Origin of the sequence: Pseudonocardia sp. (assembly GCF_025465255.1) — a bacterium.
Taxonomy (GTDB): Bacteria; Actinomycetota; Actinomycetes; order Mycobacteriales; family Pseudonocardiaceae; genus Pseudonocardia.
This window is the reverse complement of record NZ_JAODNI010000073.1, coordinates 1-13751: the sequence shown is the minus strand read 5'-3', so window position 1 is coordinate 13751 and position 13751 is coordinate 1. Positions and strand designations below refer to the sequence as shown.

General features: G+C 73.3%; 13 protein-coding genes and 2 pseudogenes. 2 read left to right on the top strand and 13 right to left on the bottom strand.

Annotated elements, in window-relative coordinates; genetic code table 11:
- The 7 genes and pseudogenes from JWP64_RS07575 to ftsH form a co-directional block, all read right to left on the bottom strand.
- On the bottom strand, nucleotides 1–1428 hold a 1428-nt coding region (locus JWP64_RS07575; RefSeq protein ID WP_297493866.1), incomplete at its 3' end, for a PrsW family intramembrane metalloprotease.
- Nucleotides 1429–1478: 50 nt separating this feature from the next.
- Nucleotides 1479–1946, bottom strand: coding sequence for a DUF3180 domain-containing protein (locus tag JWP64_RS07570; RefSeq protein ID WP_297493864.1), 468 nt, complete (start codon nucleotides 1944–1946; stop codon nucleotides 1479–1481).
- Nucleotides 1943–2452: a 2-amino-4-hydroxy-6-hydroxymethyldihydropteridine diphosphokinase gene (gene folK, locus JWP64_RS07565; RefSeq protein WP_297493862.1), complete on the bottom strand. Its 510-nt coding sequence runs from the start codon at nucleotides 2450–2452 to the stop codon at nucleotides 1943–1945. The genes JWP64_RS07570 and folK overlap by 4 nt, the downstream gene beginning before the upstream one ends.
- Nucleotides 2445–2846, bottom strand: coding sequence for a dihydroneopterin aldolase (gene folB / locus JWP64_RS07560; protein WP_297493861.1), 402 nt, complete (start codon nucleotides 2844–2846; stop codon nucleotides 2445–2447). The genes folK and folB overlap by 8 nt, the downstream gene beginning before the upstream one ends.
- The gene (gene folP, locus JWP64_RS07555; protein WP_297493859.1) at nucleotides 2843–3739 is read right to left on the bottom strand and encodes a dihydropteroate synthase; all 897 of its coding nucleotides are present in this window, start codon (nucleotides 3737–3739) and stop codon (nucleotides 2843–2845) included. The genes folB and folP overlap by 4 nt, the downstream gene beginning before the upstream one ends.
- Before the next feature lie 25 nt (nucleotides 3740–3764).
- A complete protein-coding gene (folE, locus tag JWP64_RS07550; protein ID WP_297493870.1) occupies nucleotides 3765–4367 on the bottom strand; it encodes a GTP cyclohydrolase I FolE in 603 nt (200 codons plus the stop codon).
- A 66-nt stretch (nucleotides 4368–4433) separates the two neighbouring features.
- A pseudogene (ftsH, locus tag JWP64_RS07545) lies at nucleotides 4434–6839 on the bottom strand (ATP-dependent zinc metalloprotease FtsH).
- A 436-nt stretch (nucleotides 6840–7275) separates the two neighbouring features.
- Here ftsH and JWP64_RS07540 point away from each other — a divergent pair.
- Entirely contained in the window at nucleotides 7276–8202 is a 927-nt protein-coding gene (locus tag JWP64_RS07540; protein WP_297493857.1) for a serine protease, read from the top strand.
- Between the two features lie 3 nt (nucleotides 8203–8205).
- Here the strand turns inward: JWP64_RS07540 and hpt are convergent, their stop codons facing one another.
- From hpt to dacB, 4 genes are all read right to left on the bottom strand, one after another.
- Entirely contained in the window at nucleotides 8206–8766 is a 561-nt protein-coding gene (hpt, locus tag JWP64_RS07535; protein WP_297493855.1) for a hypoxanthine phosphoribosyltransferase, read from the bottom strand.
- Nucleotides 8767–8801: 35 nt separating this feature from the next.
- Nucleotides 8802–9749: a tRNA lysidine(34) synthetase TilS gene (tilS, locus tag JWP64_RS07530; protein ID WP_297493854.1), complete on the bottom strand. Its 948-nt coding sequence runs from the start codon at nucleotides 9747–9749 to the stop codon at nucleotides 8802–8804.
- Between the two features lie 68 nt (nucleotides 9750–9817).
- Entirely contained in the window at nucleotides 9818–10831 is a 1014-nt protein-coding gene (locus tag JWP64_RS07525) for a zinc-dependent metalloprotease (protein WP_297493868.1), read from the bottom strand.
- Between the two features lie 102 nt (nucleotides 10832–10933).
- Nucleotides 10934–12373, bottom strand: a complete 1440-nt coding sequence (gene dacB / locus JWP64_RS07520) for a D-alanyl-D-alanine carboxypeptidase/D-alanyl-D-alanine-endopeptidase (protein WP_297493852.1) — start codon at nucleotides 12371–12373, stop codon at nucleotides 10934–10936.
- Nucleotides 12374–12557: 184 nt separating this feature from the next.
- On the opposite strand from dacB, the gene JWP64_RS07515 reads away from it, so the two are divergent.
- Nucleotides 12558–13088, top strand: coding sequence for an inorganic diphosphatase (locus JWP64_RS07515; protein WP_297493851.1), 531 nt, complete (start codon nucleotides 12558–12560; stop codon nucleotides 13086–13088).
- A 17-nt stretch (nucleotides 13089–13105) separates the two neighbouring features.
- Here JWP64_RS07515 and JWP64_RS07510 read toward each other — a convergent pair whose 3' ends face one another.
- A complete protein-coding gene (locus JWP64_RS07510) occupies nucleotides 13106–13579 on the bottom strand; it encodes a MarR family winged helix-turn-helix transcriptional regulator (protein WP_297493850.1) in 474 nt (157 codons plus the stop codon).
- Nucleotides 13580–13605: 26 nt separating this feature from the next.
- Nucleotides 13606–13751: pseudogene (locus JWP64_RS07505) on the bottom strand (acetyl-CoA C-acyltransferase); the annotation flags it as partial.

The window sequence follows — 13751 nt, the reverse complement described above, 5'->3', positions numbered from 1 at the left end:
TCGCGGCTGCCCCTGGGGCGGCGTGCCCTGCGGCGGCCCCGAAGGCGGCGGGCCCTGCGGCGGCCCGCCCTGCTGTGGCAGCGGACCCGACGGGTGCGGCGGCCCGGACGGCGGCGGCCCGGACGGCGGCGTGCCCAACTGGTGCACACCGGACGTGCGGGCGTGCCGAGGCCCGGTCGGCGCCGTCCAGTTCGGCGGCGGTGGCGACCAGCCGGGCGGCGGCACCCGGCGGCCCCAGGCGGCGTGCAGCGCGTCCGGTGCGCCGACCGCCTTGGCCCGGCTGAGCAGCACGTCCTCCAGCAGCTCGTCGTGCCATTCCCGGGCGTGCGCGCCGAGTGCGCCTCGGGCCATCCGGTGCCGCAGGATGGCCAGCTCGGTGACCGCCGCCTGGTACTCGGACACCGCCTTGGCGACCGCCGAGCCGGACCGCCGACGCACCGCGCGCAGCCAGCCCCGCCGACCGGCCAGCGATTCGAGCAGGTGCACCTCGCTCGGCGCGATCCAGCCGGCCTCGGCGAACCCGGGCAGCTCGGCGGCGATGATGCGCTGCTCGCGTCGGCGCTGGTAGAGCACCACGAGCAGGACGAACACCAGCATCGGCAGCATGATCATCAGGTACACCGGGACCAGCGCCTCGCCGTCGGCGTAGGAGGCCGATGCGTTCCAGCAGGCGTGCAGGAAGACGGCGAGCAGGTAGCCGCCGATCGGCGCCGCGAGGCGGACCAGCACGGTGCGCGCGTTCGACGCGATACCCAGCCCGATCCCGGTCATCGAGGTGAACAGCGGATGCGCGAACGGTGAGAACAGCCCCCGCATGACCAGCACCGCCAGCACGTCGCCGCCCTGCCCGGTGGCCGCGCCGGAGGCGAACGCCTGACCGAGATACAGGATGTTCTCGGTGAACGCGAACCCGGCCGCCACCACGCCGGCGTAGACGATGCCGTCCAGGACGCCGTCGAACTCGCGGCGCCGGAACACCAGCAGCCCGAGCAGGAAGGAGCCCTTCATGAACTCCTCGACCCAGGGCGCCACGAACACCGCGGAGAACACCGAACTCGCGTCGCCGAGCACGCTGGAGGTGGCCAGCTCGGCACTGCTGTTCAGGATCAGCGCCGCCAGCGTGGCGAAGCAGGCCCCCCAGAGGAACGCCACCAGCAACACCCGGGGCGGTTCCGGCTCCCAGCGGTCCATCCACAGGAACGCCCAGACCACCGGCCCGACCGGCAGCAGCGCGCCCAGCGTGCCGACGATCACGCCGCCGGCGCCGACGCTGTAGACCAGGATGCCGATCAGGAGCAGCCCGCAGATCCCGAGCAGCACCAGCGCGAGCACGGTCGCCAGCACGCCCCGGCGCTGCCTGCGGAGGCGGCGCCGGTACGGGTTCGCGGTGTCGGCCGGCGGCCCGAGGGCCGGCTGAAGGTACGACATCGCCGGAGCGTAGCGAGTCCCGGACCGTCAGTCGGTACGGAATCGCCGGTTCAGCGGTGGTGCTGCTGACGATCCGGGTCGTCGGAGTCCGACGGAGTGCGGCAGCAGTTCTGCAGATACATCGCGGCGGCCACCAGCGCCACCGCGCAGACCAGCCCGAGAATCGCGCCCGGCGCGTCCTGGCCGGCGGCGGCGAACAGGTGCAGCCGAGGCAACAGGTAGCCGAGCAGGCCCGCCCACACCCCGACCATCACGGCGCCGGCCAGCGCGGACGCCTTCGCCAGCGCCACCGCCCTGGCCGCCACCAGAGGTTGCACCGGCTGCCCGTGGCGCCCCTCGATCCGGGCCTTCAGGGAGTAGCCCATGACCGACTCGATGATCGCCAGCACGAGCAGCGTGGCGCCGGCGAACAGCGGCAGCGGCGGCATCACCCCGTAGCTCGCCCTGATGAGCAGGTAGACCACGACGCCGACCACGACGGCGGTGGACAGCAGCTCGCGCCAGCCGGTCGGTTTCATACCGGCTCCAGCAGCGACAGGTCGTCCCGGCGGCGCATGCCGTCCTCACCGAGCCCGGCGAGCAGCTCGTCCACCCGGCCCCGGCCGGGGAGCACCGCGTCCGGCTCGATGTCCAGCCAGGGGCGCAGCACGGTGTTCCGCTCGGCCGCGCCGGGGTGCGGCAGCAGCAGGTCCGGGTGCTCGCTCAGTACCGCGGCTGTGGAGGTGTCGAACACCGCGACCACGTCGACGTCCAGGGTGCGCGGTCCCCAATGCACCTCGCGGACCCGTCCGGCGGCCTGTTCCAGCTCCTGGCCGCGGCGCAGCCAGTCCCAGGCATCCAGCTCGGCGGACCGCACGATGATCACCGCGTTCAGGAAGTCGTCCTGCGGCACGCCACCCCACGGCGCGGTCTCGTACACCGGGGAGGCCAGCTCGAGCTCGGCGGCGAACCCGGCGACGGCCTGCCGCAGCTGAGCCAGCCGGTCGCCGAGGTTGGAGCCCAGCGAGAGCACCGCCCTAGTCACCGGCCGGGTCACCGCCCGGATGCGGCGCGGCGGGGCGGGACCGGCGGATGGTCACCGCGACGTCGGCGAAGGTGAGCGGGATCGGGGCGGACGGCTTGTGCACCGTCACCTCGACCGCGCCGATCCGGTCGTCCGAACCCAGCGCACGGTCGGCGATCCGGGCCGCCACGGTCTCGATCAGGTCCACCGGCGGGCCGGCGACGATCTCGGCGGTGCCCTGCGCGAGCGCGCCGTAGTCCAGCGTGTCGGCGAGCTTGTCCGACTGCCCGGCCGGCGCCAGGTCCAGCCACACGGCCAGGTCGACGATGAAGTCCTGGCCGTCCCGGCGCTCGTGCTCGAACACCCCGTGGTAACCCCGGACCCGCAGCCCGGTCAGCACGATCCGGTCCGTCACGGCGACCCGACCCCGTAGCTCCACGGCGCCCCGGCCACCCCGTTGCGCCAGGCGGCGCCGACCGCGACCGCGTCCCGGGAGCTGGCCACGTCGTGCACCCGCACCCCCCAGGCGCCCGCCGCGGCGGCCAGCGCGGAGACGGCGGCGGTGGCCACCTCACGCCCGGCGGCGGCCCGGGGCGCGCCGTCCGGCCCGGGCAGCAGCCGGCCGAGGAAGCTCTTGCGCGACACCCCGACCAGCACCGGGAAGCCGAGTCCGAGCAGTGCGTCCAGCCGGTGCAGCAGCTGCCAGTCGTGCTCGGCGCGCTTGGCGAACCCGATGCCCGGGTCGATCACCAGGTTGCCCGGGTCGACGCCGGCGGCGATCGCGGCATCCGCCCTGGCCAGCAGCTCGTCACGGACCTCGGTGACCACGTCGGCGTAGCGCGCGAGCTCGCTCATCCGGTCGCTGTGGCCACGCCAGTGCATCAGGATCCAGGGCACCCCGGCCGCCGCGACGACCTTGCCCATCGCCGGGTCGGCGAGCCCGCCGGACACGTCGTTGACCACCGTGGCGCCGGCCTCCAGTGCCGCCTCGGCGACCTCGGAGCGGGTGGTGTCCACACTGCACGCGACGCCCTGGGCGGTCAGCTCCCGGATCACCGGCAGCACCCGTTCGGCTTCGGTGGGGGCCGGCACCCGGTGCGCGCCCGGGCGGGTGGACTCACCGCCGACGTCGATCAGGTCGGCTCCCTCGGCGTGCATCCGGGCACCGTGCGCCACCGCGTCGTCGAAGTTCAGGTAGCGGCCGCCGTCGGAGAACGAGTCGGGCGTGACGTTGAGCACCCCGAGCAGCACGCAGCGGCCCGGCTTGGGCAACCCGCCCACCGGGCCGTCCTGGTGCTGGTGACTCATCGATGCCGGCTCTCGAGCACGTGACTCAACGGCCTCGGATCAGCGCGAGCGCCTCGGCGCGCGAGGAGGCATTGCCCTTGAACTGGCCGCGGACGGCGGACGTCATGGTCCGCGACCCCGGCTTGCGGATGCCGCGCATCGCCATGCACAGGTGTTCGGCCTCGAGCACCACGATCACCCCGCGCGGGGACAGCCGGCGGACCAGCGCATCGGCGATCTGCGCGGTCAACCGTTCCTGCACCTGCGGTCGCTTGGCGTACAGGTCGACCAACCGGGCGATCTTGCTCAGCCCGGTGACCCGCCCGTCGACCGACGGGATGTAGCCGACGTGCGCCATCCCGTGGAACGGCGCCAGGTGGTGTTCGCAGACGCTGTACATCGGGATGTCCTTGATCAGGATGAGTTCCTCGTGGTCCTCCGCGAAGGTCTTTGCCAGCATCTCGTCCGGGTCCTCGTACAACCCGCCGAACATCTCCTCGTACGCCTTGGCGACCCGGCGCGGCGTCTCCAGGAGACCTTCCCGCTCCGGGTCCTCCCCGATTGCGTAGAGCAGCTCGCGCACCGCCGCTTCGGCCCGTTCCCGGTCGAAACTTCCCCGACCGGGAACCGACGGCCCCCGCTCGGGCAGCAGCGGGCGCACGAGGGGATCGACGTCAGTCACGCACGTTCACCAGATGACCTCTCCGGCAGGCGCTCAGCGCCCGCCGTCCTGGCCAGGCTCGGACCAACCGCCGCCTTGGGGATCGCCGGAACCGCGGCCGTCCTTGCTCTCGGTTCCGTCCCGCTCGGCATGCTTGGGCCCGTCCTGGCCGGACCACTTGGCCGGCGGCCATTCCTGGCCGTGCGGCGTGATCGCCGGCCGCCAGTTCGGCGGGGCGCCGTAGTTGGGCGGTACCGCGCCGTCCGGGCGGTCGTTCTGACCGCCGGACTGGGGCTGGTAGCTGCCGGGCGGGTGGCCCGGATCGGCCGGGCGGATGTATGGCGGGGTGCCGTTGGAGCCCGGCTGTCCGCCGTTCGAGCCCGGCTGTCCGCCGTTGGAGCCGGGCTGTCCGCCGTTGGCGTTCGGATAACCGCCGTTGGGGCTGGGCAGGCCGGGAGTGCCGCTGCCGGCACCGCCGACACCGACACTGCCCACCGGAGTGGGCTCGCGGTCCGGCTCCCGGTTCGGCGGCCACGGCTCGCCGCGCTCCTTGGCCAGCTCGGCCGGGCTCTGGATCGGCGGCTTGTCCGACGGGGTGCGCCCGCCGAAGTCGTTGAACGCGGTGATCCGGGGCCGTTTGGTCACCGTGGAGAAGATCCGCTCCAGATCCTTGCGGGTCAGCGTCTCCTTCTCCAGCAGCTCGAAGACCAGGGCATCCAGCACGTCCCGGTAGGTGTTCAGGATCTCCCAGGCCTCGGTGTGCGCCGCCTCGATGAGGGCGCGCACCTCCTCGTCGATCTCGTGCGCGACTTCGAGCGAGTAGTCCGGCGCGTGTCCCATGGACCGGCCGAGGAACGGGTCGCCCTGGTCCTGGCCGTAGCGCACCGCGCCGAGGCGGGCACTCATGCCGTACTCGGTGACCATCGCGCGGGCGATCTTGGTGGCCTGGTCGATGTCGCTGGACGCGCCCGTCGTGGGCTCGTGGAACACCAGCTCCTCGGCGCTGCGCCCGCCCATGGCGAACACGAGGCGGCCGATCATCTCCGAGCGCGTCATCAGGCCCTTGTCGTCCTCGGGGACGACGAGCGCGTGCCCGCCGGTGCGGCCGCGCGGCAGGATCGTGAGCTTGTAGACCGGCTCCAGGTCCGGCATCGCCCACGCGGCCAGCGCGTGCCCGCCCTCGTGGTAGGCGGTGATCTTCTTCTCCTGCTCGGAGATGATCTTGCCCTTGCGGCGCGGGCCGCCGACCACGCGGTCCACCGACTCCTCGAGCGCGGCGCCGTTGATCAGCGTGCCGTTCTCCCGGGCGGTGAGCAGCGCGGCCTCGTTGATGACGTTGGCCAGGTCCGCGCCGGTCATGCCGACCGTGCGCTTGGCCAGGCTCAGGAAGTCCACGTCGTTCGCGAAGGGCTTGCCCTTCGAGTGCACGGCGAGGATCGCCTGCCGGCCCGCGAGGTCCGGGGCGCCCACGGGGATCTGTCGGTCGAACCGGCCCGGGCGCAGCAGCGCCGGGTCCAGGATGTCCGGCCGGTTCGTGGCGGCGATGAGGATGATGCCGCCGCGGGCGTCGAACCCGTCCATCTCGACGAGGAGCTGGTTCAGCGTCTGCTCGCGCTCGTCGTGCCCGCCGCCGAGGCCGGCGCCGCGCTGGCGGCCGACCGCGTCGATCTCGTCCACGAAGATGATGCACGGGGAGTTCTGCTTGGCCTGCTCGAACAGGTCCCGCACCCGGGAGGCACCGACGCCGACGAACATCTCGACGAAGTCCGAACCCGAGATCGTGTAGAACGGCACGCCCGCCTCGCCCGCGACCGCGCGCGCCAGCAGCGTCTTGCCGGTTCAGGGCGGGCCGTAGAGCAGCACGCCCTTCGGGATCTTCGCGCCCAAAGCCTGGTAGCGGCCCGGGCTCTGCAGGAAGTCCTTGATCTCGTAGAGCTCCTCGACGGCCTCGTCGGCCCCCGCGACGTCGCCGAAGGTGGTCTTCGGCATGTCCTTGTTGAGCTGCTTCGCCTTCGACTTGCCGAAGTTCATCACCCGCGAACCGCCGCCCTGGGCGTTGTTCATCATCCAGAACAGGACGAGGAGCACCAGGCCGAGCGGGATCAGGTAGATCAGCATCGTCGTCAGGAACGAGTCCTGGCGCACCACGGTGTTGAAGCTCGGCTTGTTCGGCGCGTCCTGCAGCTTCGTGAACACCGCGCCGGCGGACTGTGCCGGGTACTGGGTGATCAGCTGCGTGCTGCCGTCGACCGGGTTGTTCAGCGTGAGGCGGAGGCGCTGCTCCTTGTCCTCGACCGTGGCGTCCTTGACGTTGCCGGTGTCGATCTGCGTCAGCGCGGTGGAGGTCGGCACCTGCGTGTAGCCGCGGGTGTCGTCGAACAACGTGCTGAACGCGAAGTAGACCAGGACCACGACGAGGATCCAGATCACGGGGTTGCGGAGCAGGCGCTTGCGGTCCATGCAGCTTCGGCCCTTGCGGCCTTCACCTTCCCGAGTGTGGTTCTCCGGGTCCGTACCCCCGCTGATCACGAAGGACCATGATCGCCCGGCGACGGGCGGACCGGCCCTGATCCGCCAGGATAGCGGCCGAGGGACGAACCCGCGCCAACGCGTGCGACGAGGCGGAACCGGTTGGTGGATCGTGCCCCGACAACGACTCGCGCGGGGGGAGTGTTCCCGGGCGGACGGCGCCGCGCGGAGGCGTACGTCACGGACGGGTCACGACCGGGCGACCGGGGTGAACCCGGATCGTCCCCGGACGTCCACCGGGTTGGTGGGGTATCCCCGGGAGCAGGCGCTCGTTGGACGGACGACGAGGCCCGGCGCAGGGACGGTTGCCTCGTCCGTCATGTCTGTTCAGCGGGGGAGTAACGCCATGGTCGGATCGGGTCGGGGAATGCGCGTCAGGGGCCTCGGGGCCGCGGCGGTGGCCGTCGGCGTGGTCACGGCGGTGGCGTTCGTCCTCCCCTCGACGGCGACCGCCCAGCCCACGATCCAGCTCCCCGCCGCCACGCCGGCTCCCAGCTGGGCGTCGGCCGCCTCCGCCGAGCTGCACCCGGGCGTCCAGACCGTCACCACCGGCGGCGGCGCCTGCACCAGCAACTTCGTCTTCACCAGCGGGGATCGCACGTTCCTCGGCCAGGCCGCGCACTGCGCCGGCACCGGCCAGGCCACGGAGACCAACGGCTGCGACTCCTCGACGATGCCGGTCGGCACCGCGGTGACGGTCGAGGGCGACCGCGGCTACACCGCCAACGGCACGCTCGTCTACAGCTCCTGGGTGACGATGCAGCAGCGCGCCGAGGCGGACCCGGACACCTGTGCCTACAACGACCTCGGGCTCGTCGAGCTCGACCGGGACGCCGTCGCGCACCTCAATCCGTCCGTGCCGTTCTTCGGCGGTCCGACCGGCCTCTCCGACGCGGGCCTGCCGGCCGGGGCGCTGACCTACTCCTACGGCAACTCCCCGCTCCGCCAGGGCGTCGCGGCGCTGAGCCCCAAGGCGGGCGTCAGCGCGGGCGACGTCGGCGGCGGCTGGGGCCACGAGGTCTACACGATCTCCCCCGGCGTCCCCGGGGACTCGGGCAGCGCGTTCCTGAACGACTCGGGCCAGGCCGTCGGCCTGCTGTCCACGCTGAACCTCGCGCCGCTGCCGGTCAGCAACGGCGTCTCGGACCTCTCCCGCGAGCTCGCCTACGCCAACGCCCACGGCGGGCTCGGGACGCTGAAGCTGGTCAAGGGCACAGAGCCGTTCACGGCCACCCCGCCCGGGGTCCCGCTGCAGGACATCGCCCCGCCGGCCGGTCCGCCGGCCGGCGCCTGACGATCAGGTGTAGACGGCGGGTTCGAGGGTCCCGATGAACGGCAGGTCGCGGTAGCGCTCGGCGTAGTCCAGGCCGTAGCCGACGACGAACTCGTTCGGGATGTCGAAGCCCACGTACCTCACCGGGACGTCGACCTTCACCGCGTCGGGCTTGCGGAGCAGCGTCACGACCTCCAGCGACGCCGGCCCGCGCGACTCCAGATTCTTGAGCAGCCAGGACAGGGTCAGCCCCGAGTCGATGATGTCCTCGACGATCAGGACGTGCCGGCCGGTGATGTCCCGGTCCAGGTCCTTGAGGATCCGCACCACGCCCGACGACGACGTCGACGAGCCGTACGAGCTGACCGCCATGAACTCCAGCTGCACCGGCAGCGGCATGGCCCGTGCGAAGTCCGTCATGAACATCACCGCGCCCTTGAGGACGCCGACGAGCAGCAGGTCGTTCGGGGCTCCGCCGGCGCACGAGTCGGCGTAGTCCTTCCCGATCTTCTCGGCGAGCTCGGCGGTCTTGTCGCGAATCTGCTGTTCGGTGACCAGGACGGACGCGATGTCGCCGTCGTACACGCCGATGCCTCCTGCATTTTCAACGGATGGGCTGCTCAACGGATGTGCAGCACGAGCCTCCCACGCTCGCGGAGCAGGTCCAACCCGCCCGGCAGCCGCGGGCCGCCCTGACCGCGCCACGCGCCGACGAGATCGTCCGCCGCGCGAAGGTGCGCGTCGGTGAGCGGACCGGCTCCGTGATCGCGCAACCAGGAGCGGAGCACCCGGCGGCGCACCGCGGCCGGGATCGGGGCGAGCTCGGCGACGTCCAGCGCGTCGTCGCGCTCTGCGGCGCATCTCACCCGGGACGCCCACCCGTCGAGCGCCGCGGCGTCCTCGCGGAGCTGGCCCGCGGTGCGCGCCAGGGCCTCGGCGACGCCGCCCGCGAGCACGTCCTCCAGCAGCGGGAGGACCTCGTGCCGCAGCCGGACCCGGGTGAAGCGCGGATCGGCGTTGTGGGGGTCCTCCCACGGGGTGAGCCCTCGTGCCGCGCACGCGGCGCGGGTGTCCGCGCGGCGCACCGCGAGCAGGGGGCGCAGCCACGGCGCGTCCCACTCGCGCATCCCGGCGACCGAGCGGGGGCCGGAGCCGCGGCCGAGGCCGAGCAGGACCGTCTCGGCCTGGTCGTCGAGGGTCTGGCCGAGGAGGACGGCGGACCGTGGCTCGGGCCGCGCGGCCTCGAGGGCGGCGTAGCGGACCCGCCGCGCGGCGGCCTCGGTCCCGCCCGTCCCCTCGACGACGACGGGGTGCACGTCCGCCGCGATCCCCCGCTCCCGCAGCTGCGCGACGAGCTCCCGGGACCGTTCGGCGGAACCCTCCTGGAGGCCGTGGTCGACCACGGCGGCGCGGGCGTCCGGGCGTTCGGCGTGCGTGGCGAGCAGGAGCGCGAGGGAGTCCGCGCCGCCGGAGCAGCCGACGAGGGGCGGCGCGGCGCGGACGTCGTCGGGCAGGCGGGCCAGGGCGGCCCGGACCGCCCGCCGCACCGCCCCCGGATCCCCCGCCACCCCGCAACCCTGGCACGGGCCGTCGAAAGCCGCGTTGTGGCTCCACAACGCGGGATGAGGGCCGGGCCTTACCGGGTGCGGGCGAGCCACTTCTCCGGGCTGTTCAGCTCCGCCCGGGTCGGGAGGGTGTCCGGGCTGGTCCAGATCGTGTTGAAGCCGTCCATCCCGATCGCCCCGACCACGTAGTCGGTGAAGGCCGAGCCCACGGCGTACTGCTTCATCTTCGCCTCGACCCCGAGCAGCGCCCGCAGGATCCGGTCCACGATCCCGCCACCGCGGCGGCGCACGGTGAAGCGCTCCCGGATCGTCGCGACGCTGGGCACGACGCCCGGGCCCGCCGCATCCATGACGTGGTCCGCGTGGCCCTCGAGCAGGGTGGTCAGGGCGAGGAGGCGGTCCAGGACCGTGCGCTGCTCGGGGCCCTGCAGCAGCTCGACGAGCGCGAGGGTGTCCCCGCGGGAGTCCTTGAAGGCCCTGATCGCGTCCGGCAGCCGCTCGAGCATCCCGGCCTGCCGGCCCGGGTCCCCGATCGAGAGGAACTGGCCGATCTGGTCGGCGAAATGGTCCCGCAGCCACGGGACGGCGGTGAACTGCAGCCGGTGCGTCGCCTCGTGCAGGCAGACCCAGAGCCCGAAGTCCTCGGCCGGGACGTCCAGGGCCTGCTGGGCCGCGAAGATGTTCGGCGCGACGAGCAGCAGCCGGCCCTCGCGGTCCGGCCCGCCGAAGGGGTCGTACTGGCCGAGCACCCGGCTGCCGACGAACGCGAGGACGCCGCCGATCTGCAGGCCGGCCGTGGTGCCGGTGACCGCGCGCGCGGCGCGGGGGGTCTTCGGGAGGCGGGCCCCGGCCGTCAGCTGCGCCATCCCGTCGACGGCGGCGGCGGCCCACGCGGGCCGGTCCACGACGTCCGCGGGCAGGAGCGGGAGACTGGCTCCGAGCCCGGTGACTTCCCGGACGTGGCCCTCGGCGACGGCTGCGTCCGAGCGCAGCCGGTCGACCAGTTCACGCGCGGTGGCCCGGTCCACCGGCGGGCCGTCCTGGACGAGCCGGGCGGCCGTGCGGCGGGCCAGCCCCCAGTTGATCGGGAGCCCCTGGGTGAGCTCCCGTTCGTCGGAACGGGCTGTCGGCTGGGCTGTCGACGTCACCGGCCCGAGGCTACGCGCGCCCGGGGACCGGGCGCGGGCTCAGCGACAGCCGCAGCGGCTCAGGGTCGCGGCGATCGTGTCCAGCTTCGGCCGCACGGTCGCGGGGGAGACACCGTTGGACATCAGCGCGAACACCAGCAACCGCCCGTCGACGTCCGTGACGACGCCCGCGAGGCTGCTCACCCCGGTCAGCGTCCCGGTCTTGGCCCGGACCACCCCGCGTCCGGCCGCCGAGGCGCCGTTCCCGAACCGGTCCGTCAGCGTGCCGTCGCCGCCCGCCACCGGCAGGCCGCTGATGATCGGGCGCAGGAACTCGGTGTCGTCCGGGCCCTCGGCGGGCGCCGCGGCGGCACCCAGCACCGCGCCGAGCAGCCGCGGGGGCACCCGGTCGTCCGTGGACAGGCCACTGCCGTCCGCCATGACCGCGCCGGTGACGTCGAAGCCGGCCTGGGAGAGCGCCGCGAGGGTCTCCTGCGCCGCGCCCGCGAACGACGGGTGGCCCTTCCGGGTGATCGCCAGCTTACGGGCCAGCGCCTCGGCCAGGACGTTGTCCGAGGTGGTCATCAGGTGCTCGACCAGCTGCGACACCGGCGCGGACACCACCACGCCGAGGTCCTGCGCGTCCGGCGGCGCCGTGCCCTCGGAGACCGCGCTCGCGCCGAGGCCGAGCTTCTTCGCGAAGGCGAGGCCGGCCTGCGCGGCCGGGTCGTCGACGCGCGGGCCGTCCTGCTCGGCCGGGTCGATCCGGCCGCCGTCGAGCATCAGCGGCACCATCGGCGCCACGAAGCCGCCCGGGACGTCCGCCGGCTCCCAGCCGGGCGCGAGCGTCGGCCCGGTCCAGGCGCCGGTGTCGATCACGACCTTGCGGATGTGCTGGTTCGGCATCGCCTTCTCGACGTCCGCGACCAGGTCGTCGAGCCGGGCCGGGTCCGGGTACACGGAGTCCTCGCCGGTGGGCAGCGCGGTGAGGGTGGGGTCCCCGCCGCCGACGAGCACGACCGTGTCCGGCGTGGCCCCGGCGACCACGCGGGTGGCGAACCGCTCGGTCGAGTCCAGGGTCAGCAGCGCCGCCGCGGCCGTGAGCAGCTTGCCCGTACTGCCCGGGACGAGCGCCTGATCCGGTGATAGTTGCCACAGGGGCCCCGCACCGCGCGGCGCGGCCGGGTCGACGACGACGCCCCCGAAGTCCCCGAGGCCCGATCCCCCGGTGACGGGCGCGAGCACCGAGGTGAGCCCGGCGCCGCTAGGGGTGGGCGCCGTCCCGGCGAGCGGGGACAACTGCGGGACGGGTGCCGGGATGTTCGCGGCGGCACTCGCGGAGCTGCTGACGCCCAGGTCGGAGAGCAGCGACGGCGCCGAGAGCGCCACCGCCCCACCGCCCGCGGCAGCCACCGCGAGGACCACCAGGACGATGGTCAGGCGCCGCAGACCGCGCCCGGGAAGCCGTAGAGTGTCACCGATCCGGCGGCCGAGACCCACGTGCGTCCGCTCCTCTCACGCCCGCGCGGAGTGAGCGGGCGGGTCGGCCGGTCACGACCGGCCCGATGCGGTCCCCCACACTAGAGGTAGGCGCCGCGGCCGATCCGCCGACCGGCCCGGCCTGCAGAACACGGTCCGTACACGAGCGTGTACGGCACGCACCGACAGCACAGGAGCACCAGAAGTGGACTTCGACGTCTTGATCGAGATCCCCAAGGGCGGACGCAACAAGTACGAGGTGGACCACAAGAGCGGGCGGATCCGGCTCGACCGGACCCTCTTCACCGCCACCCAGTACCCGGCGGACTACGGCTTCATCGAGGACACCCTCGGTGAGGACGGGGACCCGCTGGACGCCCTGGTCCTGATCCAGGAGCCGACGTTCCCGGGATGCCTCGTCCGGTCGCGGGCCATCGGCATGTTCCGGATGAAGGACGAGAAGGGCGGGGACGACAAGGTCCTCTGCGTCCCGGCGGACGACCCGCGCCAGGAGCACCTGCGGGACATCCACCACCTGCCCGAGTTCGATCGGGCGGAGATCCAGCACTTCTTCGAGATCTACAAGACCCTCGAGCCGGGCAAGAGCGTCGAGGGCGCGATGTGGGTCGGCCGCGCGGACGCGGAGCGCGAGATCCACAACTCGTACAAGCGCGCCCAGGACGCCGCGGCCGCCGAGGCCGCCGCCCTCGAGGCCGGCGAGTCGGTCGAGCACTAGGACAGACGTCGGGCGGCCTACCAGCCGCCCTTGTTCCACCGGTCCTCCAGGACCGACGTGAACCGGGACAGCAGCCGGGTGAGCGTCTCACGCTCACCCGGCTCCCAGTCCGCCAGCATGACGGCGATCCGTTCGTTGCGGACCTTGCGGTTCTCCTCGAACACGCGGCGACCCACCTCGGTGGCCGAGAGCACGGTGACCCGCCCGTCGCTCGGGTCCGCGGTGCGGGCCACGTAGCCGAGCCGCACCAGCTGCGCGATCTGCCGGCTCACCGTCGACGGGTCCGAGTGCACGGCTTCGGCGAGCGCCCCGGCCCGTTGCGGCCCGTCCTTCACCAGGTGCACGAGCAGCAGGTAGGCCGAGCGCTCGACGGCGTCCGGGTTCTCGGCCTGGTACTGGGCCTGCGCCCGGTCCACCAGCCGGAGCAGCCGGACCAGCTCGGTGCCGAGCTCGTCCGCCCCCGCGATGGGGGCGGACGGCGGCTCCGTCACGTGCCTGACCCCGTTCCTGCCTGCCTTCAGACCTTCTCGAAGACGGCGGCGAGGCCCTGTCCGCCGCCGATGCACATCGTCTCGACCCCGTAGCGGGCGTCCCGACGCACCATCTCCCGCGCCAGCGTGGCCAGGATCCGCCCACCCGTGGCCCCCACCGGATGCCCCAGGG